General features: G+C 62.8%; 31 protein-coding genes and 1 tRNA gene. 14 read left to right on the forward strand and 18 right to left on the reverse strand.

All coding sequences use genetic code 11. From position 1 onward, the window contains the following. The first annotated feature begins 2 nt into the window (after positions 1-2). Positions 3-635, forward strand: a complete 633-nt coding sequence (locus IM737_RS04080; protein WP_236898533.1) for a PilZ domain-containing protein — start codon at positions 3-5, stop codon at positions 633-635. 145 nt (positions 636-780) lie between these two features. Continuing rightward, complete coding sequence (locus IM737_RS04085; protein WP_236898535.1) at positions 781-1,413, forward strand: transglutaminase-like cysteine peptidase; 633 nt, start codon at positions 781-783, stop codon at positions 1,411-1,413. 124 nt (positions 1,414-1,537) lie between these two features. Here IM737_RS04085 and IM737_RS04090 read toward each other — a convergent pair whose 3' ends face one another. Further along, positions 1,538-1,858 carry a DUF6949 family protein gene (locus IM737_RS04090; RefSeq protein ID WP_236898536.1) on the reverse strand — a complete coding sequence of 107 codons (321 nt, stop codon included), beginning with the start codon at positions 1,856-1,858 and terminating at the stop codon, positions 1,538-1,540. Positions 1,859-1,978: 120 nt separating this feature from the next. Here IM737_RS04090 and IM737_RS04095 point away from each other — a divergent pair, with 120 nt between their 5' ends. Beyond that, positions 1,979-2,656 (forward strand): hypothetical protein, encoded by a 678-nt coding sequence (locus tag IM737_RS04095; protein ID WP_236898537.1) that lies wholly within the window; start codon positions 1,979-1,981, stop codon positions 2,654-2,656. A 141-nt stretch (positions 2,657-2,797) separates the two neighbouring features. On the opposite strand, the gene IM737_RS04100 is transcribed toward IM737_RS04095, so the two are convergent. The 3 genes from IM737_RS04100 to IM737_RS04110 form a co-directional block, all read right to left on the reverse strand. Further along, entirely contained in the window at positions 2,798-3,016 is a 219-nt protein-coding gene (locus IM737_RS04100; protein WP_236898538.1) for a DUF3126 family protein, read from the reverse strand. Between the two features lie 114 nt (positions 3,017-3,130). Next, positions 3,131-3,958 (reverse strand): serine O-acetyltransferase, encoded by an 828-nt coding sequence (cysE, locus tag IM737_RS04105; protein WP_236898539.1) that lies wholly within the window; start codon positions 3,956-3,958, stop codon positions 3,131-3,133. A gap of 79 nt (positions 3,959-4,037) precedes the next feature. Continuing rightward, a complete protein-coding gene (locus IM737_RS04110; RefSeq protein WP_236898540.1) occupies positions 4,038-4,808 on the reverse strand; it encodes an alpha/beta fold hydrolase in 771 nt (256 codons plus the stop codon). A gap of 193 nt (positions 4,809-5,001) precedes the next feature. On the opposite strand from IM737_RS04110, the gene IM737_RS04115 reads away from it, so the two are divergent. The 4 genes from IM737_RS04115 to IM737_RS04130 all read left to right on the forward strand — a co-directional run bounded on the left by IM737_RS04115 (position 5,002) and on the right by IM737_RS04130 (position 8,423). Further along, entirely contained in the window at positions 5,002-5,247 is a 246-nt protein-coding gene (locus tag IM737_RS04115) for a zinc-finger domain-containing protein (protein ID WP_236898541.1), read from the forward strand. A gap of 12 nt (positions 5,248-5,259) precedes the next feature. Beyond that, entirely contained in the window at positions 5,260-6,447 is a 1,188-nt protein-coding gene (locus IM737_RS04120; protein ID WP_236898542.1) for an FAD-dependent monooxygenase, read from the forward strand. A gap of 172 nt (positions 6,448-6,619) precedes the next feature. Then, positions 6,620-7,963 carry a TCR/Tet family MFS transporter gene (locus IM737_RS04125; protein WP_236898544.1) on the forward strand — a complete coding sequence of 448 codons (1,344 nt, stop codon included), beginning with the start codon at positions 6,620-6,622 and terminating at the stop codon, positions 7,961-7,963. After that, complete coding sequence (locus IM737_RS04130) at positions 7,941-8,423, forward strand: GNAT family N-acetyltransferase (RefSeq protein ID WP_236898546.1); 483 nt, start codon at positions 7,941-7,943, stop codon at positions 8,421-8,423. Before IM737_RS04125 ends, IM737_RS04130 begins: the two co-directional genes overlap by 23 nt. Here IM737_RS04130 and IM737_RS04135 read toward each other — a convergent pair. Together IM737_RS04135 and gndA are read right to left on the reverse strand one after the other, a co-directional pair. Then, a complete protein-coding gene (locus IM737_RS04135) occupies positions 8,420-11,311 on the reverse strand; it encodes an autotransporter outer membrane beta-barrel domain-containing protein (protein WP_236898548.1) in 2,892 nt (963 codons plus the stop codon). The two genes, IM737_RS04130 and IM737_RS04135, sit on opposite strands and share 4 nt — an antisense overlap. Positions 11,312-11,468: 157 nt before the next feature. Then, a complete protein-coding gene (gene gndA / locus IM737_RS04140; protein WP_236898550.1) occupies positions 11,469-12,887 on the reverse strand; it encodes an NADP-dependent phosphogluconate dehydrogenase in 1,419 nt (472 codons plus the stop codon). 201 nt (positions 12,888-13,088) lie between these two features. Here gndA and IM737_RS04145 point away from each other — a divergent pair, with 201 nt between their 5' ends. Further along, positions 13,089-13,853: an SDR family oxidoreductase gene (locus tag IM737_RS04145; protein WP_236898553.1), complete on the forward strand. Its 765-nt coding sequence runs from the start codon at positions 13,089-13,091 to the stop codon at positions 13,851-13,853. A gap of 2 nt (positions 13,854-13,855) precedes the next feature. Further along, positions 13,856-14,398, forward strand: a complete 543-nt coding sequence (locus tag IM737_RS04150) for a gluconokinase (RefSeq protein ID WP_236898555.1) — start codon at positions 13,856-13,858, stop codon at positions 14,396-14,398. On the opposite strand, the gene IM737_RS04155 is transcribed toward IM737_RS04150, so the two are convergent. From IM737_RS04155 to IM737_RS04175, 5 genes are all read right to left on the reverse strand, one after another. Next, on the reverse strand, positions 14,382-14,957 hold the full coding sequence (locus IM737_RS04155) for a hypothetical protein (RefSeq protein WP_236898557.1): 576 nt from the start codon (positions 14,955-14,957) through the stop codon (positions 14,382-14,384). The genes IM737_RS04150 and IM737_RS04155 overlap by 17 nt on opposite strands. Positions 14,958-14,959: 2 nt before the next feature. Further along, the gene (locus IM737_RS04160) at positions 14,960-15,874 is read right to left on the reverse strand and encodes a DMT family transporter (RefSeq protein ID WP_236898559.1); all 915 of its coding nucleotides are present in this window, start codon (positions 15,872-15,874) and stop codon (positions 14,960-14,962) included. A gap of 66 nt (positions 15,875-15,940) precedes the next feature. Then, positions 15,941-16,408, reverse strand: coding sequence for a CYTH domain-containing protein (locus IM737_RS04165; RefSeq protein WP_236898561.1), 468 nt, complete (start codon positions 16,406-16,408; stop codon positions 15,941-15,943). A gap of 2 nt (positions 16,409-16,410) precedes the next feature. Next, entirely contained in the window at positions 16,411-16,947 is a 537-nt protein-coding gene (locus tag IM737_RS04170; protein WP_236898563.1) for a methylated-DNA--[protein]-cysteine S-methyltransferase, read from the reverse strand. 108 nt (positions 16,948-17,055) lie between these two features. Beyond that, positions 17,056-17,238, reverse strand: coding sequence for a CsbD family protein (locus IM737_RS04175; protein WP_236898565.1), 183 nt, complete (start codon positions 17,236-17,238; stop codon positions 17,056-17,058). Positions 17,239-17,380: 142 nt separating this feature from the next. Between IM737_RS04175 and IM737_RS04180 the strand changes: the two genes are divergently transcribed. Next, positions 17,381-18,052, forward strand: a complete 672-nt coding sequence (locus tag IM737_RS04180) for an RluA family pseudouridine synthase (protein WP_236898567.1) — start codon at positions 17,381-17,383, stop codon at positions 18,050-18,052. 218 nt (positions 18,053-18,270) lie between these two features. Here the strand turns inward: IM737_RS04180 and IM737_RS04185 are convergent, their stop codons facing one another. Beyond that, positions 18,271-18,555 (reverse strand): hypothetical protein, encoded by a 285-nt coding sequence (locus tag IM737_RS04185; protein ID WP_236898569.1) that lies wholly within the window; start codon positions 18,553-18,555, stop codon positions 18,271-18,273. Continuing rightward, on the reverse strand, positions 18,555-18,935 hold the full coding sequence (locus IM737_RS04190) for a RidA family protein (RefSeq protein ID WP_236898571.1): 381 nt from the start codon (positions 18,933-18,935) through the stop codon (positions 18,555-18,557). The genes IM737_RS04185 and IM737_RS04190 overlap by 1 nt, the downstream gene beginning before the upstream one ends. A gap of 76 nt (positions 18,936-19,011) precedes the next feature. Here IM737_RS04190 and IM737_RS04195 point away from each other — a divergent pair. Beyond that, positions 19,012-19,095: transfer RNA gene (locus IM737_RS04195), tRNA-Leu, on the forward strand. A 4-nt stretch (positions 19,096-19,099) separates the two neighbouring features. On the opposite strand, the gene IM737_RS04200 is transcribed toward IM737_RS04195, so the two are convergent. The 5 genes from IM737_RS04200 to IM737_RS04220 all read right to left on the reverse strand — a co-directional run bounded on the left by IM737_RS04200 (position 19,100) and on the right by IM737_RS04220 (position 22,665). Beyond that, positions 19,100-19,738: a hypothetical protein gene (locus IM737_RS04200; RefSeq protein ID WP_236898573.1), complete on the reverse strand. Its 639-nt coding sequence runs from the start codon at positions 19,736-19,738 to the stop codon at positions 19,100-19,102. An 83-nt stretch (positions 19,739-19,821) separates the two neighbouring features. Beyond that, the gene (locus tag IM737_RS04205; RefSeq protein ID WP_236898575.1) at positions 19,822-20,433 is read right to left on the reverse strand and encodes a hypothetical protein; all 612 of its coding nucleotides are present in this window, start codon (positions 20,431-20,433) and stop codon (positions 19,822-19,824) included. A gap of 11 nt (positions 20,434-20,444) precedes the next feature. Next, positions 20,445-21,182, reverse strand: a complete 738-nt coding sequence (locus IM737_RS04210; RefSeq protein ID WP_236898577.1) for a phage minor head protein — start codon at positions 21,180-21,182, stop codon at positions 20,445-20,447. Between the two features lie 69 nt (positions 21,183-21,251). After that, the gene (gpt, locus tag IM737_RS04215) at positions 21,252-21,749 is read right to left on the reverse strand and encodes a xanthine phosphoribosyltransferase (protein ID WP_236898579.1); all 498 of its coding nucleotides are present in this window, start codon (positions 21,747-21,749) and stop codon (positions 21,252-21,254) included. 142 nt (positions 21,750-21,891) lie between these two features. After that, on the reverse strand, positions 21,892-22,665 hold the full coding sequence (locus IM737_RS04220; protein WP_236898580.1) for a competence/damage-inducible protein A: 774 nt from the start codon (positions 22,663-22,665) through the stop codon (positions 21,892-21,894). A 128-nt stretch (positions 22,666-22,793) separates the two neighbouring features. On the opposite strand from IM737_RS04220, the gene map reads away from it, so the two are divergent. The 3 genes from map to IM737_RS04235 all read left to right on the forward strand — a co-directional run bounded on the left by map (position 22,794) and on the right by IM737_RS04235 (position 25,779). Then, complete coding sequence (gene map, locus IM737_RS04225) at positions 22,794-23,627, forward strand: type I methionyl aminopeptidase (protein ID WP_236898581.1); 834 nt, start codon at positions 22,794-22,796, stop codon at positions 23,625-23,627. Continuing rightward, positions 23,627-24,250 (forward strand): JAB domain-containing protein, encoded by a 624-nt coding sequence (locus IM737_RS04230; protein WP_236898582.1) that lies wholly within the window; start codon positions 23,627-23,629, stop codon positions 24,248-24,250. Before map ends, IM737_RS04230 begins: the two co-directional genes overlap by 1 nt. 170 nt (positions 24,251-24,420) lie before the next feature. Beyond that, complete coding sequence (locus tag IM737_RS04235; RefSeq protein ID WP_236898583.1) at positions 24,421-25,779, forward strand: tyrosine-type recombinase/integrase; 1,359 nt, start codon at positions 24,421-24,423, stop codon at positions 25,777-25,779. Positions 25,780-25,896: the final 117 nt, after the last annotated feature.

Here is a 25,896-nt window from a genome sequence, read left to right on the forward strand (position 1 = left end):
GAATGCTCAGAGACGAACTTCCCTCACCGCAGTTTATCGCCCCTGTCCGCACCCGCGCCGACAGCAACAAGTTCCAGCGCGTCAAGGTTTCCGTGCTCGGCCGCTATATGCTGGCCGATCGCCGAGAATTCCCCTGCCAGGTGCTTGAAATGTCCCCCGGCGATGCCGTGGTCATTGCGCCAGTTGCCGGCGTAGTGGGCGAAAAGGTCATCGCCTACATCGATCACATCGGCCGTATCGAAGGCACCATCCTCAACCAGATGGATGGCGGCTTCCTGATGGATATCGCCGCCTCCCCGCGCAAGCGTGACAAGATGGCGGCCCAGCTCACCTGGCTGGCCAACAAGGATATCCTCAATCTGCCCGAGGATCGTCGCCACGAACGCGTGGTGCCCGATATCAGGCACTCGACCGTCGTCCTCGACGATGGCCGCCGCTACAACTGCAAGATCATCGATATCTCGCTGTCGGGCGCCGCCATCGAACTCGATGTCCGCCCGGCCATGGGCACGCCCGTCACTCTGGGCCGCATGCGCGCCCGCGTGGTGCGCCACTTCCAGAACGGCGTTGCCGTCGAGTTCGCCTCCGCCCAGGAAATGCTGACCGTGGTTCAGCAGAACCTGCGCATGAACTGACGGGCTGTACGCCCGCAAGCCCCTGACCTGCATGGTTAATCAGCCCCGAATCCAATCGATAAAACACGCATAAAAACTGCGTGGTAGTTTTTCTATCGGGGCAATTGGCCCTCTCTAACGTGGTCTCCATCAGGGAGATCACACAATGTACTTCAACAAAAAGACACTGGGAGCGACACTGTTTGGCGCCGTCATGGCGCTGGCCGCCACGATCACTCCGGGCCTGGCGCTCGATACCACCAACGTCGCCTTCGTCCAGACCGCTTCGGGCACCACGAGCATTCCGGTCGGACATGCCGAATTCTGCCAGCAACGCCCCAGCGAGTGCGGCGCCAACAGCCAGGTTGTTCCGGCGGTCGATCTGACCCAGGGCCTGTGGCAGCAGCTGCTGACCGTCAATGCCAACGTCAACGGCACTGTCGTTCCCGTTACCGACGATCAGCTCTACAACGTCGCCGAATTCTGGACCTATCCGAACGGCTACGGCGATTGCGAAGACTACGCGCTGGCCAAGCGCCGTGACCTGATCAATGCCGGCTGGCCCGCCAGCACGCTGCTGATGGCCGTCGTCAAGCAGGCCAATGGCGAGGGTCATGCCGTACTGATGGTCCGCACCGACCGCGGCGACCTTGTACTCGACAACCAGGTCGGCTCGATCGACCTGTGGAACACCACGCCCTACAAGTTCATCAAGCGCCAGTCGCAGGCCGACTCCGGCAAGTGGGTCGACATGATCGACAGCCGCGAGATCGTCGTGGCAACCGCCGCAGTCAACTGATCGGTTTCCGGACCCCGCCCAAAGCCTATCCCTGATAGGGGTCTGATGAATGAGGCCAGCTTCGGTGACGAAGCTGGCCTCATTGTTTGGCGCCTGGGATGCCGGGTGACGACCGGCAGGGAGCCTAGTAAATAGCGGCGACGTAAGCGCCCGCGATCATGAGTCCGGTGACGAAGGCCCAGCTGAAGCCGACGATCGCCGATACCAGTGCCGAGGTCATCGAGATGGTGCCATCTTCTTCATGCCGCCAGCCCATCTGCAGCATGATGTAGGGCCCGCAGATAAAACTGATCGCCAGGTTGCCCATGGCGCCCAGAAAGCTCTGGCCGTCATAGCGCAGCATCGCCTGCTGCTTGGACAGCCACTGGTAGAGATGGGTGCCCGCACCTGCGATGCACAGTCCGACCCCGATGCAAAATGCCGCCGCCAGCAATTCCTTGGTCATGCCGATCCGTCCCCGCTCGGCCGACAAAAAATGTCGACCTACACTCTTAACCCTTCATTAAGCATATTGGTCGCCCAATCACCTGTCACCTCCCCTCCGCGAATCTGGTTAACGCTGGCGATGAGCATCCAATCTGCCCCCGGCGAAGGCCGTCAAAGCGGCCCTGCGCTGGCCTACAACTTGGCCGGCATTGCGGTGCTGGTGCTGTTGCTGGCCGTCGGCGCCGCCTACCTGATCGATGAAATGAGCCGTGCCGCGCGCACGCCGGTGCCGGCGATCGAGGATGGTGACCCGATCGCCCAGACCATTTCAGGCCACGAGCTGACCATTCCAACGGCCTGGTTCCGCTATGGCGAGCAGATCCGCAACGGCTTCACTAACCAGATCGACCTGAGGGTGATGTTTGCGCCCGAGGGCAGCGACATCGCCATTCCGGTCGATGTAACGTTGCTGCCGCGTAGCCGCGCCCGCACCAGCAGCAGCCTGCTCGATGGCGTCTACCTGCATCAGTTTGTCAATGAAACACTGGACGGCGTACCGGGCCTGGTCGGCAAGCCCATGTTGGCAAGCAATGGCTATTCGGGTGAGAGCGTCTGGTATGACGCCATTTCACCCAATCCGTTCGTGGCAAAATGTCTGGAGGCCGTTGAGGCCGACGGCACGTCGCAATGCGTGCGCACGGTCTACTTGCCGAGCGGCATTGCCGCTATCTACGCTTTCGACGCCACGGTTCTGCAATCGTGGCGCCAGTTCGATACCGAGATGGAGCGTTGGCTCACATCCATCGGCGCCTGGTAGTTTCCTGCCACGCCCTCGTGGTTCGAGGCGCTGAAGAAGCGCACCTCACCATGAGGGCTGTTGTTAGTTCGGAGTATAAGTAGGCCTCATGGTGAGGTGTGAGCTCTTCGCGAGCCTCGGACCACGAGGGCGTGACGCAGATCAGACCACGTCGTCGAGGTCGATATCCAGGATCGACATGTTGAAGATGTAGGACTTGTCCCCGTCTTCGTCGTCGGCATGGATCAGCCCGATCGATTCATCGCCAATGAACACTTCGACGGAATCGTTGAGCTTGTGGCGCGGACGCACGTCGATGTTCTTGTTGTTGAATTTCAACTGCAGGAACTTCTGCAGCTTGATGATCTCGGGATGGTTCACTGTCCATATCCTGCTTGTTGGCGTTGAGGCGGCAATCTAGTCGCCCTTGCAACGCATACAACCCCCGTCCGGAGGCATTTTACCGGTAACAAATCTTGCGCGGCCCTTTCAGGCCTAGCTGTTGAGATCGTGGACCAGCACCATCTGATCCATGACCAGCGCCGGCTGGGCACAGCCAGCCTCGCCGATCACCTTGGCCGGAACACCTGCCACGGTCACCCGAGGCGGCACTTCCTTGAGCACCACCGAGCCGGCGCCAATCCGCGAGCAGTCGCCGATCTTGATATTGCCCAATACCTTGGCCCCTGCCCCGATCAGCACGCCATTGCCGATCTTGGGATGGCGATCCTGATCGGACTTGCCGGTGCCGCCCAGCGTTACATTCTGCAGCATCGAGACATTGTCGCCGACGGTGGCCGTCTCGCCGATGACGAGGCCCGTGCCGTGGTCAAGCATAATACCCTTGCCGATCGGCACGGCCGGATTGATATCGACCTGGAACACCTGGCTGGCACGGCTCTGCAGGTAGAGCGCGAAATCGCGACGACCGGCCTTGAACATGGCATTGGCGAAGCGATGCGTCTGGATGGCCTGATAGCCCTTGAAGAACAGCAGCGGTTCCACGGCCCGGTGGCAGGCAGGATCGCGCTCCAGCGTCGCCGCGAGGTCGACGCGGGCATTCTGGCCAACATCCGGTGCATCCACCAAGGTCTCAGCGAAAGCCTGGCGGATCAGGTCGGCGGAAACATCGTCATGATGCAGCCGGGCAGCGATACGATGCGCCAGCGCCTGCTCGAACGTGTCGTGGTTGAGAATCGCCGAGATAACCATATTGGCCAGCGAAGCCTCAGCGGCCACGATCTGCCGGGCCCCGGCACGCACAGCCTCCCAGACTGGATCGATCGCTTGGATGTTGGCTGACTTCTTGGCGCTGGCCGTCATGGCGCGTCTCCGCTTCATCGTGGGCTACCGATATAAGCCATCTCATGCTCCAAGACAAAGCCCTGGCGTGCACATTGGTTCACGATTGGCTGTTTGCTGCGAACGTCCTGCCAAGGAAGGCGAGCGCCGCAGACTTGAATGCCCTGTCGCCCGTGGCCCGCATATGGTCGCGCTTGGGAATGACGAAAGCCTCGCCCTGCGGCAGCATCTCGGCCAATGGCTCTGGCGGCCCGGCCATCGCGTCGGCCTCGCCCACGGCCACCAGTACCGGCACTGCGATCCGTCGAACATCTGCCCTTGCCATTGGCTGCCGTGAGGTTTCCATGCAGGCCGCCAGCGCCTCACGATCAGCCCCGGTATGCTCAGCAAAGATGCGGAACTGTCGCGCGGTCGGATGCGTCAGGCCATCCAGCGACGGCGCCCGCAGCCCGGAGATGATGTCATTGCCGTCACTGAGGCCATTGATCAGGTTCATCCCCATGCCGCCAAATATCACGCAGGCAACCCGCTCTTCGCTCTCGAACGCCATGAAGGCCGCGATGCGGGCGCCCATCGAATATCCCAGCACGGCAGCCCGATCGATGTTGAGATGGTCGAGCAGCGCGACCGCATCCCGTGCCATGTCATGCGGATGATAGCGCTCTGGATCGTAGGGCTTGTCCGATTCCCCGTGGCCGCGATTGTCCAGCGTGATGGCGCGATAGCCTGCGCCCACCAGCGTCTCGACCCAGCCCGTGTCGATCCAGTTGACCTTGCCGCTCGAGGCGAAGCCGTGAATGCACAGCACCGGCGGGCCATCGCCGGCCGATTCATAGGCAAGGGTCAGTCCGTCGGATTCGAATGTGGGCATGGGCTACTTCCACCGGGGCATTCCCGCGAAAGCGGGAACCTCTGTTTGCCGGACCATCCAGAAACGGAGATTCCCGCTTTCGCGGGAATGACCCGGTAGATCAATAGGCGATCGTGTGTTTGAGTAGCCTTCCCTTGCCACCAGCCATCCATTATGGTCCGGCCAAACCTGACCACCACCCGGATTCCCTCAGATGGCACACGGCACGACGCCCCATTTCCACAATACCGAAGGCCTGCGCCAGATCGAGGTCGGGTCCAAGGAATTCCAGTGCGTCGGCGCCCTGCCCCCGTTCGACCATCCGCATGTCTATCTCGACATGGGCAAGGACAGCGAAATCGTCTGCCCCTATTGCTCGACGCATTTCGTGTTCAATTCGCGCCTGGCTGCCGGCACGGCCAGCCCGCTCTCCGCCATCTATCACGCAGACGCAGCCTAAGAACCGACCACCATGTCGGTCAGCGGCCAGATCTTCTACGTCGCCGGTGCCGGCGTCAGCGGCCTGACGCTGGCCTTGGCGCTGGCCCGTTCTGGCGCCACCGTGATCGTGCTGGAGCGCAATTCGGTCATCTCAGAATTCGGCGCCGGCCTCCAGATCAGCCCCAATGCCCGGCGCGTGCTCGATCGCCTAGGCCTCGACGAGGCCATCGCGGCCCGCAGCCTCGAGCCTGAAGGCATTGACATCTATCCTTTTGGCCGCCGGTCACCGCTGGTGACGCTTACCCTCGGCCAGACCATGCGCGACCGCTTCGGCGCCCCCTATGCCGTGATGCATAGGGCCGACCTGGTCGACGCGCTCTACAAGGCCACGAGGCGCTTCGCCAATATCGACATCCTCTTCGGCGTCCGCTCCTGGGATGCGGTGTCCCATGCCAACGGCGTCACCATTTCCATCGACGAAGCCGATGGCCAGACCCGCACCAGCCGCGCCCGCGCGCTTGTAGGGGCCGACGGCGTCCATTCCCAGACGCGTAGGACGCTGCTCGACGGTCCGCAGGCGCAATACCAGAAGCGGGTCGCCTGGCGCACCTTGCTGCCGTTCGATTCAGTCGCCGGCGAGCTCGCCCTCGACCGCGTCTCGGTGCTGTTCGCCTCAGGCTGCCACATCGTATGCTATCCCCTGCCGCACCGCCGCCAGGTCAACATCGCCCTGTTCGCCAAGGCCGCGCGGCACACCGAAACCGGCACAGCCCCGACCTTGCCCAGCGCGCTGGCGGAGAGCCGACGCATCGGTACCATCCTGGCCGCTGCCGGCCAGACCTGGACGCCCTGGCCGCTCTTCACCGTGGACGCTCCCAGTTGGCACAAGGGCAATATCGGCCTCGTCGGCGATGCCGCCCATGCCATGGTGCCGTTCCAGGCGCAGGGCGCCGCCATGGGCATCGAGGATGCCGCCGTTCTGGCGCCGCTGCTGGTCAACGAATCCAGTCCGGAAACCGCCTTCGCCAGGTTCGAGGCGATCCGCCGCGCCCGCGTCACCCACGTTGCCCAGACCGCGCTGAGTAATGGCCGCGCATTCCACATGGCGTGGCCGTTTTCCGCCGCCCGCGACCTGGTCATTTCAGCGCAGGGAAGCGAAGGCCACCTCAAGCGATTGGAATGGCTCTATGGTCACGATACCAGCCAGCCCACACCCTGAATCAGGCCGCGAACCAACCACCGCAAGCACCTCTGGCGACTCGCTTATTCCGGCCCCAACGCACATTGCACGGAACCCAGGGCGCCCCTTCGGCCTTGCACAGGTGGGGCCGCCTGTGTCAACTGCGCGACACGTCCAGCAGGCTTCGGATTCCAGAGGTTAGCGCCCAAGTATGCAAGCAGCGACTCGCTCCCGCCTGACCCTCACCTGCATCCTGGTGACGATCCTGCTCGATATGATCGGTGTCGGCATCATCGTGCCGGTGCTGCCCGAACTGCTGGAAGATTTGACCGGCGGCAGCAGCGTCGCCAATGCGGCGGTTATCGGCGGCTACCTGGTGTTTGCCTACGCCTTCATGCAGTTCGTTTTCTCGCCAGTGCTTGGCAACCTCTCTGATCGCTATGGCCGCCGTCCCGTGCTGCTGGCGTCCCTGCTCGGATTGACCTTCGATTATCTCATGATGTCGATCGCCCCGGTCGTCTGGTACCTCTTCATCGGCCGCATCATTGCCGGCATCGCCGGGGCCGCCCTGGCGACGGCCACGGCCTATATGGCCGATATCACCCCGCCGCATAAGCGCACCCACCGCTTCGGCCTGATCGGCGCCGCCTTCGGCCTCGGCTTCATCATCGGTCCGGTGATCGGCGGCGAACTGGGCGAGCTAGGCCCACGCGTCCCGTTCTACGCCGCAGCCGGCCTGGCCTTCGCCAACTTCCTCTTCGGCCTGCTGGTGCTACCCGAGAGCCTGCCCAAGGCCTCGCGCCGCAAGTTCGACATCCGCCGCGCCAACCCGCTCGGCGCCGTGGTGTCCCTCAGGGCCTATCCGTCCGTCGTGTGGCTGCTGGCCGTGCTGTTCTTCTTCCAACTCTCGGCCCAGGCCCTTCCTACTGTCTTCAGTTATTTCACGGTGGAAGTCTTCCATTTCACCTCCTCGACCATCGGCCGCAGCCTGGGTGCATTCGGGCTGGGCTTTGCCATCAGCCAGGCCGTCGTCGCGGGCCCCCTGTCCAAGGGCATCGGCGAACCCGCTGTGGCCATGATCGGCCTCCTGGCAGCGGTAGCGGCCTTCGCGGCGCTGGGCTTTTCCGAAGACGTCTACATGCTGTACCTGGCCATCATGGTCGGCGCCGTCAGCGGCCTGGCGCCGCCGGCGATCAACGGCGTGCTGTCCCGCCAGGTGCCGGATAACAGCCAGGGCGAATTGCAGGGCGCGGTGAACGCGGCGAGCTCGCTCGCCACCATCATCGGTCCGCTGGCCGCGACCCAGATCTTCTCCTACTACACCCACAGCCCCGGCTCGCCGGGCTATTTTCCCGGCGCACCGTTCATCGCGGCCAGCGCCAGTGTCGTGGTCGCCCTGGTACTCTTTGCCTTTGCTTCTTGGCGCTTCGAGCTTGGCAGGCGCCCGAGCGTGGCCGACCACCCGCATGCCCCAGAAATGGCGCCACCCGGACAGGTGCGCGTGCCACCCCTCGAAAACGACGAAGACAGCGATGCCAATCCGCCCCGCAACTGAAGCCGACTGGCCCCACCTCTGGGCTATCATCGAACCGATCATGCGTGATGGCGAAACCTTCGCCTTGCCCCGCGATGGCGACGAAGCGGTCGCCCGCGCCTATTTCGCCTCCCCCGAAAAGGTCAACTTCGTCGCAGAAGAGGATGGTGTCATACTTGGCGCGAGCTATGTCCGCGCCAACCAGCAGGGCGGCGGCAGCCACATCGCCAATTGCGGCTACATGACCGCACCGGCAGCCCGGGGCCGCGGCATCGCCCGCGCCCTCTGTGCCCATTCCATCGACTACTGTCGGGACCAGGGCTTCAAGGGTATCCAGTTCAACTTTGTCGTCTCGACCAACGAACCGGCGGTCCACCTCTGGAAGAGCCTGGGGTTCGACATCCTTACCCGCCTGCCCAAGGCGTTCCACCACCCGGTGCTAGGCTACGTGGATGGCCTGGTGATGTACCGCGCGCTTTAGAAGCGGACGGTCAGTGAGCCCTTGATGCTCTGGTCGAACTGCGCGGCGCCGATGACGCTGTTATAGCTGGCACCCAGCCGGAACTGCTCCGAGAACTCGACCTCCAGCCCGGCATCCAGCACCACGGCACTGCCGCTGATCGACGGACCGGCTATCGAGAAGCCTGCCCCGCCGGCCAAGGCATTCTGCACCTGCGGCGCTGAACCAAACCCCTGCCGCCAACCGGCTGCCGCCGTGACCGTCACCAAGGTCGTTTCGCCGACGATAAACTTGGCCGCGGCCCGCAGTCCAAGGGTCGTGAATGCCGCAACATTGCTGCTGGCCGGCGCACTGAGCGCCGCCGTTCCGCCTTGTTCGGCATAGCCAGGGCTCTGCGACCCTACCACCGCAACATTGGCGAACGGCTCCAGCATGGTGCTGCCGAAATCGGCCGTGTAGGCCAGTTCCGCGAAAGCCTGGGCGACCGAAGTTCCATAGTTGGCGGTCAAATTCTGGATGCCGCCGCCCGTCACGGCCGTTCGCGTGCTGCTGATGTCGTTCCACGCATAGGCCATACCGCCGCGGAAGGCCACATCGCCCCAAGCCGTACCGCCATAGAGGCCTGCCTGGTAGCTCTTGCTGTCGGCGCTAGAGGCCAGATCGGGCACCGAAATGTTGGTCGCACCATAGCCGAGCAGCATTCCGACACGCCAATCGCCCAACACGCTGTCGGCGCCGGCCAACATACCACCTGTTCGAGTCTGCATCTCGGACGCATTGCCATCGCTGGCCACCCGCCCCCAATGGCCAAAGGCTTCCGACCAGATCTGCGTCAGTGCCGGCTCCCAGGTCAGCGTTTCGACGCCACCGGCATAGCCAAGCACTGGCGCTGACGACGAACCGTCCAAACTTGCGCGGAGATGCGCTAGCACTGCCTCTCGCAACAGCCAGCTGTCATGCAGCAGCGCCGATTGCACGGAGCCGTGGATTTCCCCGGACAATGCGGCGAGCATCGCCCGCGCCGCGTCATCGGTTGGGACATTAAGCAGGCTCACCACCAGGGGGTTTCCCAGGTCCAGGCTTTCGAGGCCCGTGCCTGTGGCAATCTGGTTGAGCGTCCGCCCAGGGGCACCCAGCGCTTGCGACAGTACCACCTGCAGATAGGCATTGTTGGCGTCATAGCTGTCGAGCAAATACAGATAGGCCGTGCTCGGGCCCACCTGAGAAAACTCACCGGTCAGCCCACCGCCGGCCGACAGAACGGCGAACGTCTGACCCAGAACGTAGTCCGGCAGCAGGTTGACCAGCAGCGTCGCGTCCGTGACATCCGCAGCGCCATCAACGACGATTTTGTCCGCCCCGGCGCCACCGAAATTGATCGCCTGCACTGCACCCGGTCCGAAGACCAGGTTGCCGTCCATCTCCAGCGTGTCACCAACGCCACCATCGGCCAGCAACACCGTCCCGCCACCGGAAAAGCTCTCGAGATCGAGTAATCGCGTCGTTTCCGCAATAGCGGCCAGTCGCGCGGTCCGTAGAGTGGCACCTGCCTGGTTGACCACGCTGTCGCTGCCCTGCCCGAATGTGCTCGTATCATCCACATCCCATAGGCCGGCATTGTTCAGGACGTCGCCGAAGTCGCTCAACTCGACGCGACCGCTCAGACGATTGTTGTTGGTAATCGTGGTTGCGCCGCTCAGCAACGCATCGACGGCCAAGCCGGCCACCCCAAGCGTACTGCGCACTTCGCCGTCGATGGTCAGCACGAAGGCGGCGTCGCTGATGGTATCGGCAATGATAGCGTTCTGGGCCTCGACCAGGCCGTTCACTGTGACACGGGACGTTCCCGCGCTGTCGTTGCGGACCAGTATGGCCATCTCGTAGCCGGTCACGGAATTGACATCGACCAGCACTTCATTGGTGTTGAAGTCGTTGCCCGCCCACACGGCAAGGCCGGGGCCGGTCGCGCTCGTTACCAGCCCCGTCGTCGTCACCCTGGTGCCGCCCAGCCCAAAATTGACGGCCGAGATACCCGCGAAATCGCCGCTCGCGTTGGCGACGTCCAGCGCCAGGCCACCGGTATTGTTGTCGTCAAAGACCTCTGCCGAAATGCCCACGTCGTCGGTCCCCGTGGCCGTTCCGGCCACGCTGATCCTCGTTTCGCCAAGGCCGAAATTGGCGACATTGATACCCGTGCCAGCCGTTACCGATTGTGCGTTGACCGTAACGCCGCCAATGTTGTCGGGCGCCACCAACGCCACAATGCCGGCATCACCCGCATGCACTGCGCCGGTCGCCACGATCTCCAGCGCGCCAGCGCCGACATTGACGGCATAAATGCCGATAATGCCTGCATTCACCGTGCCGGTCGTCACCGCGACGTTGCCCGTAGAGGCAAAATTGCCATTGCCCACCAGCAAACCGACGGCCTCGCCATTCACCGGGCCCGACAACGCGACCGAGGTAGCACCAATACCGCTATTGATGACAGTTGCCGCGCCCATGAACCCGCCGCCGCCAGTAATGGCGCCGTTGCTGGTCACGGATATCTCGCCCGCTCCAGCGCCAAGATTTTCGACATAGAGACCCGCGTCATCCGACACCAGCGCCGACGCATTGTCGTCAAAATAGCTGAGCGAGCCATTTCCCCCGATGGCCAGGGCCGGCATACCTATGCTCGTATCGACACCAAATCCTGGTGTGGTCGTCACCACGGCGTCGTCCATGACGATGAACTGCGGCAGCGTCGTCGCCCCGCTGCACACGAAACTCGTGCCACCTGCCGGCAGGCAGTCGGCTCTTACCCCAGAAACGCCCACCATAACCAGCAGCACAGCAAGGCCGGCCACCCGCGCAGGATTGCGCGGCCCGAACAGGTCAGGCGACCGAGCTGTAATAGACGCTGTCACAGGAATGACGCTCCCTATGCGGAACTTTTCCGCAATTCAACGGACCTCAAGGCCTCTTGCGCGCGACGTTATCGGCAAGTCCATCAAAATACCAGCGCCCCAAAACAGCACCGCCGGCAGTCATGCCGGCGGTGCAAGTCTTGATCTGGCGATGGATTTACTTGCCGAGCGTGCTCGGCCAGGTGCCATGAAGGTCGCTGCCGCGGCCGACGATCTCGAAGCCATGGGCGCCGAAGAAGTCGCGCTGGCCCTGGGTCAGGTTGGCCGTTCCCAAGGCCTGGCGATAGCTGTCGAAATAGCTCAGCGCGGCTGACAGGCAGATCATCGGGAATTCGCCGACGGCAGCGGCCGCCACCACCTTCCGCAGCGACGGGTGGCTATCCTTCATCAGGGCGACGAAGTCAGGCACCACCAGCAGGTTGGCATTGCCGCCCTTGGCATAGGCGGCCGACATCTGGTCGAGGAAGCGCGAGCGGATGATGCAGCCGGCACGCCAGATCTTGGCGATCGTTGCTAGCGGCAGCGCCCAGCCATTCTCTTCCGATGCCTTGGCAATGACAGCAAAACCCTGCGCATAGGACACGATCTTGCCGGCCAGGAGTGCCTTTTCAAGATCGGCCAGCGTCACGTCGGTCTTGCCGCGGTTCGGCTTGCCATAGATGGCTTCGGCCGCCACGCGCTCTTCCTTGCGTGACGAAATCGAGCGGGCCGCGACGGCGCCTTCGATGGCCGTTGCCGGCACACCCATCTGCTGGGCGGCAATGGCCGACCAAACGCCGGTGCCCTTCTGGCCCGCCTTGTCGAGGATCAACTCCACCAGCGGCTTGCCGGTCTGGTCATCGACTGCGGCCAGCACGTGGCCGGTGATCTCGATCAGATAGGAGTTGAGCGGACCCTTGTTCCATTCTTTGAACACGTCAGCCGCCTGGCCTGGCGTCATGCCCAGGCCGTCGCGCATCACGCCATAGACTTCGGCAATCATCTGCATGTCGCCATATTCGATGCCGTTGTGGATGGTCTTGACGAAGTGGCCAGCGCCGCCCTCGCCCAGATAGGCGCAGCAGCTTTCGCCGTTGAACTGCGCTGCAATGGCGGTCAGCACCGCCTCGGCATTGTGCCACTGCTCCTTGGAGCCGCCGACCATGATCGAGGGGCCATGGCGCGCGCCTTCTTCACCGCCGGAAACGCCGACACCGAGGTAGCCGATGCCCTTGGGCCTGAGATAATCGAAACGGCGCTGGGTATCGGTGAACAGCGAATTGCCACACTCGATGATGGCGTCGCCCTGGTCCAGATGCGGCAGCAGCTGCTCGATCATTTCGTCGACCGGCTTGCCGGCCTTGACCATGATGATGATCGACCGCGGCGCCTTGATCGCCTGGATGAACTCAGTCAGATCCGCCTTGGGGATTACCTTGCGGTCGAGACCCTGCTCCTTGGCGGTGACGACGAATTCGTCGATCCTGGAAGCCGTGCGGTTGTGAACAGCGATGGTGTACCCCTTTTCGGCGATGTTGAGGGCGAGGTTGCTACCCATCACCGCCAGGCCAATCAGGCCGATATCCGCTGTCGACATACAATCAGTCCTTCCGAGGATTTTTCCGTCTATCCATGCGCGCAGTGCATGCCGCGCGGCGGCGACATGACCACAAACCCGGCCTTGACGGAAGCCGGATTCGCGCAAAAATCGGGCAATTTCACCCCCTTGTATGGCAGATTATCTTGCTAGTCCCATGACACATCCATAGGCTCGCGCCAGTTTCCGGAGACCCTGCCAATGCCATCCCCATTCGACCTGTCCGGCAAGCGCGCCTTGGTCACCGGCTCCAGTCGCGGCCTGGGTTATGCCATGGCGCAGGCTCTTGCCGAAGCCGGCGCTTCTGTGGTGCTCAATGCACGCGACAGTGTCGCTCTGGGTGCGGCGGCGCAGGACCTGGCGGCATCAGGTGCGTCGGTCAAAGCGGTCGCATTCGACGTCACCAGCCGCGACAGCATCAACGATGCGGTGAGCTATATCGAGGATGAAATCGGCCCCATCGACATCCTCGTCAACAATGCCGGCATGCAATTTCGCTCGAGCCTGGAAGCGTTCCCGCCCGAAAAGTTCGACCAGATCATCGCCACCAACCTGACCTCGGTGTTCAATGTCAGCCAGCCCGTGGCCCGCTACATGATCGCCCGCGGCGCCGGCAAGATCGTCAATATCTGCTCGCTGATGTCCGGCCTCGCCCGTCCCTCGATCGCGCCCTATGCGGCAACCAAGGCGGCGGTTGCCAACATCACCCGCGGCATGGCCGTGGATTGGGCCAAGCACGGCCTGAACATCAACGGCATTGCGCCCGGCTACTTCGCCACCGAGCTCAACGAGGCGCTGCTGAAGGACGAGAAGTTCAACGCCTGGGTCGAAACCCGTACGCCCATGGGCCGTTGGGGGCAGCCGCACGAACTGGGTGGCGCAGTGGTCTTCCTCTGCTCGGAGGCCGCCCGCTTCGTCAACGGCCACATCCTCTATGTCGATGGCGCCTTCACGGCGACGGTGTGATCATGCCCCTCACCCCTGCCCGCATCATCATCGCCATGGGTGTCAGTTCATCCGGCAAATCAACGGTCGGCCAATCCATCGCCCGGCGCCTGCATGTCCCGTTTCTTGACGGCGATGGTTATCACCCCGAAGCCAATGTCGAAAAAATGCGCGCCGGAATCCCGTTGACCGACGAGGATCGCTGGCCCTGGCTCGAACGGTTGGCGGGCGCGCTGCACGAAGCCGCCGACAAGAAGGATGCCGCCGTGGGCGCCTGCTCGGCCCTGCGCCGCGTCTATCGCGATTTCCTGGTCGAGAAGGCGGGAGAACCCATTCTCTTCGTCTACCTCGACGGCTCCAGGGAGGTCATCGCCGAGCGCATGGCCCGGCGGAAGCACGAATACATGCCCACCAGCCTGCTCGACAGCCAGTTCGCCACGCTGGAAGTGCCCGACCCGGCAAGCGAGAACGTTCTGGTCGTACCCGTCACCGACAGCGTCGAGAAGATCACCCAGTCGGTAACCAAGTCACTCGATCACCTCAAGACGTTCAAGCGCTGGCAATAGGCCTGGCGAGCCAGGCCTGTCCGCGCGGCGACAGCCGGTAGCCTACATCGAGGCTCTCGGTCAGCCCCAGCGCCTTCAGCCGCCGCACATTGCTCTTGAACTTGGCCTTCTCGAGACCCAGCTCCTCGGCCAGTGCCTGCGCGGGTCGACCCGAGCCGTCGCCAATCAGCTCCAGCGTCCTGCGGACCCATGGTGTCCCGCCATCCATTCGGCTCAGCGTTTCGCCCAACTCCGCCGCCTCCGCATCAGAAAGAGCGGCATTCTCGCGCAAGGCCGTGCGCGGGTCTTCGCCCAGATAGCGCAGGCGGATGCGGTAGAGGGTGCCCTTGCGGTCGCCCAGCATCGTGTCGAGATCGGCACGGTCGGCGAAGCCGGCGCGCGCCAGGTCCTCAGGCGCAACCGCATTGAGCGCGATGACGTCGACGGCATCGATCGCTAACACACCCGCCGCCGTGGTAAGCGTCCCGCCCGTCTTGACCGTCGGCTTTATCCAGCGCCGAAACGCGGTATCCACCCGGCCGGATGCGATGGCCTCGAAATCGTCTGCGTTGATCAGCATGGCTATCTTCCCGTTTGAGCGGCCAATACCGGCTTGGCAGCAAATCGTCCCTGCCCATAGGCCACGAGCACAGCCGCGGCAACCACGACCAGCGCGCCAGCGACCGACCAGACATCGAGCGCCACGCCCAGCAACGCGATGTCGAACAGGAAAGCCCAGATGATGCCGGTGTATTCGAAGGCCGCCAGCGTTGACACCGGCGCGCGCGCCACTGCCTCCATCATCAGGACATGGCCGATGCCGCCGAGCAACCCGGCACCCACCAGCAGCGTAAGCGTCCAGCTATCAAGGGTTACCCAGCCAAGCGTGATGGTCGCCAGCCCGAACAGTGTCGAGATGATTGCGAACGACAGGGCGATGCTGGCCGGCGGATCGGTGCGCGTCAAATCCTTGACCTGCACTCGCGACAGCGCATTGGTTGCCGCCATGGCAATGCCCGCAGCCACGCCGATCAATGTGCCCGACCGGACCTCGCTGCCCAGCAGCGCCGGATAAAGCATCAGCAAAATGCCGGCGAACCCGAGCGCCACACCAGCAAACACGGTCGCTGTCGGCCGTTCGCGTAGGAATATCATCGCCGCGAAGATTGCCAGGATTGGCGCCAGGTACATCAGCGCTGTCGCCAGACCCACCGAGAGATATCCGAGCACGGTAAAGTTCAGCGCCATCACCACGCAGCCGAGCAGGCCGCGGATCAGGTGCTTGTGCGGATATTTCGTCCGCAGTGACGGTCCAAGCTGCCCGCGAGCGGCCATGTAGATCACGATTGGAAGCAGCGCCACCAGACTGCGCCAGAACACCAGCTGCCCCACAGGCGCCACCTTGGCCGCCTCGTGAATGGCAGCCGACATGGCCGACATCACGATAAGGCCCAGCGTGGACAGCAACAGCGCGAGCGGGATGTTGGGCTTGGTCATGCCGCAGCCATAAAGCATTGGACGGGCTGGTCAAATACCAAGATTTGCCGCCCTGCCTTATGAGGCTCAAGCGGGAATGCCATCGGCCCGCGACAGGCTGGCATTGTAGTAGCGGTCGTCGTCGGTCACTTCCCGGCCCACCCAATCGGGCAGCTCGACATGCTGGGCGACGCTGTCAAGCTCGACCTCGGCTATGACGAGGCCGGCATGGCGTCCTTCGAACACGTCAATTTCCCAGCTCAGCCCGCCAAAGCGGACCAGGTGCCGGCGCTTTTCCAGCACGTGGGGCTCGGCCATGGCCAGCAGTTCAAGGGCGTCGGGCAACGGAATGTCATACTCATATTCCGGTCGCGCCATGCCGCGCACCGATCCCTTGAGGGTCAAGCGCGCCGCCGCATCGTCCCAGGTCCGCACCCGAACTGTCGCCTTGGCATTGGACGACAAATAGCCCTGCCGCAGCAGCGAGCTCGACTCGGCCAAGCCCTGCCAGCCGTCAGACACCACCAGGAATTTGCGCTCGATTTCGGTCGCCATGCTCAAAATCCAAACGTCATCTGGCCCGCCGGTGCGCCTACCGCTACACCCTCCAGCGCCAGCATGCGTACCTTTGAACCAGCCCCGCCCGGCGCCGAAAAGCCGCCCGCCTTGCGATCGCTGGCGAGCACGCGATGGCACGGAATGATCAGCGGTATGGGATTAGCCCCCATCGCCTGCCCCACGGCACGCGACAGCGTCACATCGCCGAGGGCCCGGGCCAATTCGCCATAGGTGGTGGTCTGGCCCCAGCCATAGTCGAGCAACAGATCATAGGCCTGACGGTGAAATTCGGGCACGCCCTGCAGATCGAGCCTGACATCGCGGAACTCCACTACATTGCCGTCGGCATAGTCCTCGATCAGGTTGATGACCACTTCGACGTCACGCGTCGGCTCGCCCGGCATGGCGCCATCCCGGTTGATCCGATCGCGCAGGTCGGCCGCGTCGAGCCCCGGCAATTGCACGCGGGCAATACCGTGATCGGTCCAGCCAATGCCGAACGCGCCCAGTGCCGTATCGAAGACAACAGTTTCCATATCCAATCCTAGCGCCGCTGGCATGGCTCCTACCAGCGGCCAACGCTTTGACTGAACAACAAAAGGCCGCCCTTCGGGGCGGCCTCGGCATTGGATAACGCGGACAAACTACTTCTTGAGCGCGTCGCGGGTTGCGTCCTTGGCGTCGCCGACCTTCTGCTGGACCTTGCCAACAACCTTGTCGGCCTTGCCTTCGGCCTGCAGCTTCTCGTTACCGGTCAGGCCGCCAACAGCGTCCTTGACTGCGCCCTTGATCTGCTTGCCGACGCCATCAACTTGATCTTTGTGCATAAAAGCCTCCTGTGTTTTGTTGGGTGGACAACGGCCCATCGGCGCGGAGGTTGCGTTAAATCAGATGGCTTAGCTTCACGGCTATGCGAGTGCCCTAGCGACAGAACTTGTTCCAGCTCCGGCACGCTGCTAGACCGCGCCCATGCCCGGTCCCATGCCCACCCTCATCAACTATTTCCCGCCACTCGAGCCCTACCTCAACGTCCTGCATGTCGACGACGACATCCTCGTGCTCGACAAGCAGAGCGGCCTGCTGAGCGTACCCGGCAAGGATCCGTCCTTGTGGGACTGCATCGAGCACCGTGCGCGCCAGCAGTGGCCGACCGCTGGCATGTGCCACCGCCTCGACAAGGACACGTCGGGTGTCCTCGTCATGGCGCTCAACAAGCGCGCCCATGGTCGCATCGGCAGCCAGTTCGAGCATCGCAAGACCACCAAGGCCTATATCGCCCGCGTCGCCGGCATCATCGAGGCCGATAGCGGCCTGGTCGACCTGCCCCTCGCCACCGATTGGGACAACAAGCCCCGCCAGCGCGTCGACCACGAAAACGGCCGCCCGTCGCAGACCGAATGGACGGTCATCGAACGCGAAGCCAATGCCACCCGCGTTCGCCTCCATCCGCTCACCGGCCGCACCCATCAGCTCAGGGTCCACATGAAGGCCATCGGCCATGTGATTCTGGGCGATGTGTTTTATGGCGATGCCGACACCCTCGCCGCCGCCGATCGCCTGCAGCTGCATGCTGCTGAATTGGGCTTCACCCACCCGACATCAGGCGAGTTCATGACCTTCGTGGCGCCGACGCCGTTTTGAGTTCTGGCCACGCCCTCGTGGTTCGAGGCTCGTGAAGAACTCGCACCTCACCATGAGGGCTACTGTTACACCGAACCAGAAGTAGCCCTTGTATTAGCGCTTTGTGCTCTGATGGTGTCATCCTTATGGGATGCCGCGACCTGGCTGGCGATCCAGATCGCGACTCATGGTGAGGCGGGAGCGCAGCGACCCTCGAACCACGGGGGCGTGGCAGCGAACTAGCCCTCCGGTGGAAAGCCGACCTCGATGCGCTGGAACAGGTGCCCCGGCTTCATCGTGTCGAGCCACTTGCGGAAATCCGCCACATCCTTGAACCCTGCCCGCTTCGCCTCGACTTCGCTGACGTCAGCCGGGTCCATATCGGCAATCGCGCCGATCTGCATCACACCCAGCTTGGTCTTGAGCGTACCGCCCGGCTTGACGCTGGGCCGGCTCCAGCGGCGGAACACCAGGTCGACCTTGCCGGCCTTGATCGCTTCGAGCAGTTCGAGCTTGAGCAGCATCAGTCCAGCACCCCGGTCGCCGTCATTTCGATGAGCAGGCCATCGGCCAGCAATTCCTTGACCACGACCGTGGCCCGCACCGGATAGGGTTGCGCGGTGAAGAACTCGCGATAGACCGCGTTCATCCCGGCCGCATCGGCGCGGTCGACGAGGTAGATATTGACCATCACCAGGTTGGCCAGCGTCCCGCCGGCCGCCTTGATGGCGATGTCGAGATTCTGGAGGCACCGCCGCGCCTGCGCCGCGATGCCGCCGCCGACGATCTCGCCGGTCACAGGATCCTCGGCAATCGCCACCAGCCAGACCTGCTTGCCGGCCTTCACCGCGTCATTGATGGGCGCCGACGATGGCGCAATCCCGGTCTCGATCCGCTCGATCATTTGAGTCTCCAGCGGAGAATCGTGCCCCGCATTGTCATGTCAGCCACCTTGTGACAAACACGGCGCACCGAGCCAAGCGGGCGTGGTGAAACTGGTAGACACAAGGGACTTAAAATCCCTCGGCAATGCCGTGCGGGTTCGATTCCCGCCGCCCGCACCAAGCTTTATAGTGGCAAGCCAAGTTCGAACGGAAATGGTGTAGGCTCCCAAAGGTGCTCGACCTTGTGCAGCCGGACGGCCGCCGCCTCCCATCTATGCAGTTGCGTTGCGATCGCTCGCGCATCGCCCTCGCTCAAAAGTGCGCAAATCGTCCCATAGCCCTGCTGGTACTCCAACTGCCTGCCGAGAAGGTATGCGTCAAGCCGAGCGGGCCGGCTATCGGGAGAGCGGTGCCTGGTCAGATCGGCCCGATGCCGCTCCACCCCACCATCGATGCGTGCCAACGCCTGTCTGAAACAGATCAAAGCCTCTGCGAATGCGCCTCTTGCCAGCAGAGGCATGGCAAACGCCATCGGGCGCGGCGTAAACATCGGAAGAGCTTTCCAACCTAACGCCGGCAGATCCTCAATGGTCACGATGCTCAACATCTCTGACGTGAGTAGTTCCATCTCCTCGATCAGTCGGACCTGAGTTTGCGGGTCTGCTAGGTACCCGAACCCACGAACCAGCCTGGCACCGGCCCCAGTTCGATGATCTGGTGGCGGAGCGAACATGGTCTGCACGTTCCAACTTGCCAGAACATGTGCCTTGGCCGATGTGCGATCCAGAAAGAAACTGCGCATGAGGTGATTGACCGGTTTCATCACTAAGCGCCGCCCGACTAGTGCAAACTCGGGATGGCGCTTTAGGAAGGGTTCGACCAATTCCGCAACTTGTGCCGCGGTGCTCATTCTGACCAGACAGGACGATTTTGGCGCATTTCAAGGATTACCACAGGGACACCTGGGAAACGGTTGTTCCAAACTCTGATTATCTTCATGATTTGCGCCGTCGTCAGGCCAGCCCTACCTGTCTTGTAGTCATAGACGCACCCCATTACTGAGCTCACCAATTCTAGAACGTCAAGTCTGGTAGATCCCGCAGTTCCATAGGTCACGCCAGTGTCTTCAGGGTCATCGACCTCCTGCAGGTCAAGCGAAACTTCTGCGAACATGTTCCCATAGAAAACCGGGTTAGCGAGTTTAGCTGCTTCCAAGCGACGCTTTGCGGTCATGTGGATGTTCGTCCCTAACACGAACGGCCTCATGGTCGGCGCCAGCGGCGCCCATTCCGCGGCTGCCAGATCGATGAAGCCCTGAACCTCGGCAGCATGAGGGCAGAACTGGCTTACTTGCTCCTTCGTCAGGATTTCTGTGACTAGCACCGGCGCCGCACCGGCTTCACTTTGCCAAATCCGGTAAACCAGCACCGGGACGTCGGTAGGCGCCGCCCCAAAACCTGCTGGCTCCTGCGTTAACGCGTTGAACAGCAGGCGTGCAGCGTTGTAGGCCGCGAGCATTGGATGCGTCGTCAACTGCGTTGGCAAAGTGGCCAGCATTTCGGGGGATTAGGCTGAGCCACCAATGGCGGCGGTGGTGGGAAAAGCAGTCGCCCCAATTGGGCAACCAACAATGGCGCGTCGTTCGGCGACGCGACAGACAGGTGCTGGGCTTCAGGCCCTCGTTCAATGCGAACAATGGTGCCGTCCGATAGGTTCACCAGGCGTTCGACGCTCGTTCCCGAGAACGTCGAATCGATCACCGTCCCGTCATTCAGCACTACGTTCGACGCTGCCAGACTGCCATCCGGTCGCGTCGTCGTATCAATGCTCGCCCAGAGCACGGCAGGGTCCGTGTTTACATGCCGTTCCGACACCATCGCCTGCAAAGCGTCCGGCACCGCCGGATCGCCATAATACGGCTCCGGCCAGCACCTGCAGTTCGGCTCCCTCCCCGGATGACCATGCTCTGGCGGATCGTTCCAGGCGAAAATCTGGCCGTTGCGGGCGGCATGCCCATCGCGCACCCGGTTGTCACCCGCGGTGCGCCACACGTAATGCGTCGTTGGCCGTCCGACAGGTTTGGCCGACGTCGGCGTATCCGGCGACACGTCCGGACTAAGCGCCTTGGCCTCGCGAACAGCTTCCGCGATATGTTCGTACACATCCGGCACGCGCCCGCGCCGCATGTAGCCCTCAAAGGCGCCACGACGCACGGCGCCCAGCAGACGCAGCCGCTTCTCTTCAAGGTCTCTTGGTAGCCGTCCCATACCCGCTCCAGATCAAAATCCAGAGTCAGGCTCTCACGGCCCGGTCACGCGGGGATAAGCTGGACTAGTTCAGTCCGTCCCGCCCGAAATCGGCGCGACATAGGCCACATCCAGATCCCACGGGAAGAAAATCCAGGTGTCCTGGCTGACTTCGGTGATGAAGGTATCCACCATCTCGCGGCCCTTGGGCTTGGCATAGACCGTGGCAAAGTGCGCGCCGGGCAGCATTTCGCGGACCACGCGCGCGGTGGAGCCGGTATCGACGAGATCGTCGACGATCAGCACCTTGGCGCCGTTCCTGGCGAGATCGAGCACCGGCTGGCTGATGGGCTTGAGCACCTGGATGCCGCCCTTGTTCTGGTGGTCGTAGCTCTTGACCGCCACAGTCTCGACCGTGCGGATATTGAGCTCGCGCGCCACGATGGCCGCCGGCACGAGGCCGCCTCGGGCGATGGCGACGACGGCGTCGAACGTGCCCAACCCGGCCAGGCGCCAGGCCAAAGCGCGGCTGTCGCGGTGGAACTGGTCCCAGGTCACCGGGAACGACTTCTGGTTGGGATTGCTCAAAATGGGCTCCTTCGCTGGCGCTGCCCCGCGCCGCGGTAAATTGGGAAGGCACGTGCTTAGCAAACCCGCGCGGCGGAGCCAATGTCTGCGGAGGTTTGGGCGGCGGATTTCTTCCGGTGGCCGGGAACCCCTCGCGCTTGACCTAGTAGGCTTCGTCGTCGGGCATTTCGAGATTGGCCTTGCGGTGGGCTTCCCTGACCATGTCGCGCACCTTGCCGGCGGCTTCCTCAAGGCGATCGGGGTCGGAGGAGCGCAGAACCAGTTCGGTCATGACCCGGTCGTGGCCCATCTGCGGATAGGAGCCCATCTTCACATCAGGATATTGCGCCTGCAATTCGCCGAGCGGGCCGCCGATGGTCCCCTCGCCCACGGCCGCCTTGATGCCCACGGACAGCACCTTCTTGCCGCCCTTGAGCGTGGGCAGGATGGCTTCGAGCATGGCGCGCATGATGATGGGCACGCCGGCCATCACATGCACATTGCCGATGCGGAAACCGGGCGCGGCGCTGACCGAATTGACGATCAGGTCGGCGCCTTCGGGAATGCGGGCCATGCGCAGGCGCGCTTCGTTGACCTCGGTGCCGGTCTGCTTCCAGCGCGATTCGAGCATTTCGCGGGCCTGGGCGTTGATCGGCAGGGCCACGCCGAAGGCCTTGGCGATGGCGTCGGCGGTGATGTCGTCATGCGTCGGGCCGATGCCGCCGGTGGTGAAAACATAGGTGTAGCGGGCGCGCAGGGCGTTGACGGCATCGACGATGTCATCGGTTTCGTCGCTGACGACGCGCACTTCCTTGAGGTCGATGCCAAGATCGGTGCAGAAATCGGCGGTGGCGCCGATATTGACGTCCTTGGTGCGGCCGGAAAGGATTTCGTCGCCGATCACGAGGAGGGCGGCGGTTACGCTATCTGCGGACATCGGGATTTTTCCTGAGGGCTTGCTGTGTGCCAGACATGCTCTCGCAGAATACTGCCGTCAAGCAAGCGTGTTGGCCTTTTCATCAGGCTTCACTGCGACTATTTTCGCTGCAATATCTGGAGTTACCGATGATCACCTTTGTCGAAGCGCCCGCCAAGGCCCGCCGCACCGCCGGCGTCATTCCGCTGCATGGCGCGGAAGGCTTCGAGGGCATGCGCAAGGCCGGCGCACTGACCGCAAAAGCGCTCGATATTCTCACCGAATATGTCGAGCCGGGCGTGCCCACGGCCACGCTCGACAAGGTGGCCTATGAATTCGCCCGCGATAATGGCGCCGTCCCGGCGACCATTTTCTACAAGGGCTACCGCCACTCCCTCTGCACCTCGATCAACCATGTCGTCTGCCACGGCATTCCCGATGAGCGCCCGCTGCGTGACGGCGATATCGTCAATATCGACCTGACGCTGGTGGTCGATGGCTGGCACGGCGATTCGAGCCGCATGTATCCGGTGGGCGAAATTTCGCGCAAGGCTGAGCGGCTGATCGAAGTCACCTACGAAGGCCTCGCCGCCGGCATTGCCGCGGCAAAGCCAGGCAACACCACCGGCGATATCGGCGCTGCCATCCAGGCCATCGCCGAGGGCGAGCGCATGAGCGTGGTGCGCGATTTCGTCGGCCATGGCCTGGGCAAGCTGTTCCACGACGAGCCCAATATCCTGCACTTCGGCACGCCCGGCACCGGCGTTCCGCTCAAGCCGGGCATGATCTTCACCATCGAGCCGATGATCAATCTGGGTCGTCCGCATGTGAAAATCCTCTCCGACGGCTGGACCGCCGTGACCCGCGACCGCACGCTGTCAGCGCAGTGCGAGCATTCCATCGGCATCACCGAGACCGGCTGCGAGATCTTCACGCTGTCGCCCGGCGGCCTGTTCAACCCGATGGCGCCCGAGGCGGCTTGATGAGCGATCGGCCCGACGAACTCGCCGAGGCCGCCTTTCCCGCGCCCGAGGCCGACGATCACGCCGGCCACCGCCAGCGCGTCCGCGAGCGTTTCCTGCGGATCGGCGGCGATGCGCTGGAGGACTACGAACTGCTGGAGCTGGCGCTGCAGTTGGTCATCCCCCGTCGCGACACCAAGGCTTTGGCCAAAACCCTGCTGCGCGAATTCGGCAGCTTCTCCGGCGTGTTCAATGCCAGCGAGGCCCGCCTGGGCAAGATCAAGGGGCTGGGCGAGACGACCATAGCCCATATCAAAGTGATCCAGGCCGTCGCCGCCCGCTTCGGCCGCGATCGGATCGATGCAGAGCAGCCGATCCTGGCGTCGTGGTCGCAGTTGATCGATTATTGCCGCAGCCAGATGGCCTTCGAATCGATCGAGCAGTTCCGCATTCTCTTCCTCGACAAGAAGAACCGGCTCATCGCCGACGAAGTGCAGCAGACCGGCACGGTCGATCATACCCCGGTCTATCCGCGCGAGGTGATCAAGCGCTCGCTCGAGCTATCGGCTACCGCGCTGATCCTGGTGCACAACCACCCCAAAATGCCTATTTCGATCACGCAAGATCACGCTGTATCACACTGATTCAGCTGTATTTTTTAACTTGTCGTAATCCCGGTTAGCGTGGCAGATTCGGGGTGGTTTTCGGGGGATCAAAACCCCTACAGACCCCAGTTGCCGACTCCATTTTCAGTGGTGCACCCACCTCTCGACCGTCGGCTAAGCCAACTCTCAACCTAGGGGAGAAACGAGCTATGCCGAGCATCGCCGATGGAGAGATCCGCGCCGCGCTTAAGCGGACCGAACAAAGCGGCAAACAGGAAACGCTGGTTGATGGCGATGGGCACGGCACCGGCCGTCTCATCCTTGCTCTGAAACCGATGCCGACCCGAGTGACCGCCGACTGGATGGCGCAGCAATGGCGTGACGGGAAGCGCTTTAAGAAGAAGATCGGTTCCTACCCCTCGATGTCTCTGGCGGCCGCGCGAGAGATATTCGAGCGCGACTTCGCCAAGGTCATCCAGAAGGGCCGAAGCATCAAGATTGCGACCGACGCCCGCGCCGGAACTGTCGAGGACCTTTTCGGGGGCTATGTGGCTGCCCTCAAGGCCGCGGGAAAGCCCTCCTGGAAGGAGACAGAAAAGGGTCTCAACAAGATCGCCAACACCCTCGGCCGCCATCGCCTTGCCCGCGAAATCGACCCCGAGGAGATTGTTGAGTTGATCCGGCCGATTTATGAGCGCGGTGCCCGCTCCATGGCAGACCACGTCAGAAGTTATGTCCACGCCGCCTATAGCTGGGGCATGAAGTCCGAACACGACTATCGGAACTCATCACCTCGCCGGTTCCGTATTCCGTTCAATCCCGCAGCCGCGATCCCGACTGAGCCGAAGGTGCGGGGCACGCGATGGCTCGACGAAGCCGAATTCTCCCGTCTCTATTGGTGGCTCGATTGCCCCGACGTTCCGGTACACCCCTCCTACCCTCGTGCCATTCAGCTCATCATGCTAACCGGTCAGCGCGTCGACGAGATTGCCCGCCTGCATGTGGATCAATGGGATGCTGCCGAAAAGATAATTGACTGGTCGAAGACGAAGAACGACCAGCCGCACGCTGTACCGGTCCCGTCACTGGCAGCAGAACTCATCGAATCCATCATCCCGAACGAATACGGCTGGTATTTTCCATCGGCAAATGACCCTTCAAGGTCAGTCAGCCACGGCTCGCTCTACAGCTTTGTCTGGCGGCAACGGGACCGCGGTGTCATCCCCTTCGCCACCAATCGCGACCTGCGACGCACGTTCAAAACCCTTGCCGGCAAAGCCGGCCTCTCCAAGGAAATCCGCGATCGGCTCCAGAACCATGCGCTGCAGGATGTCAGCTCGAAGAGCTACGATCGCTGGAACTACATTCCCGAGAAACGCGCTGCGATGAAGAAATGGGACACGTATCTAAGAAAGTTGCTGGCTCGGAAGACGTTCAAGCAGGCTGCCGGACCCGATATCGGCGCGTTGCTGAATACCGTACAGCCCCACCCTGCCGACCGGTTTGCCGGTCCGTTTTGTCCGCCTTCGGCCTTCCCGGCTGCACGTCCCAAATGGAGCGTAGGGTAGTCGCTAGGAGCGACAGAACGCCTGGCCCCGGTCGCTTAAGTTTCTTTTAAGTCGACTCGGCCAATTGCGTGCGCGCCCGAAATCTTGGACGCAATATGCCGATGCCTAAAGCCGCCC

The sequence above is a fragment of the Devosia sp. SL43 genome (assembly GCF_021729885.1).
Classification (GTDB): Bacteria; Pseudomonadota; Alphaproteobacteria; order Rhizobiales; family Devosiaceae; genus Devosia.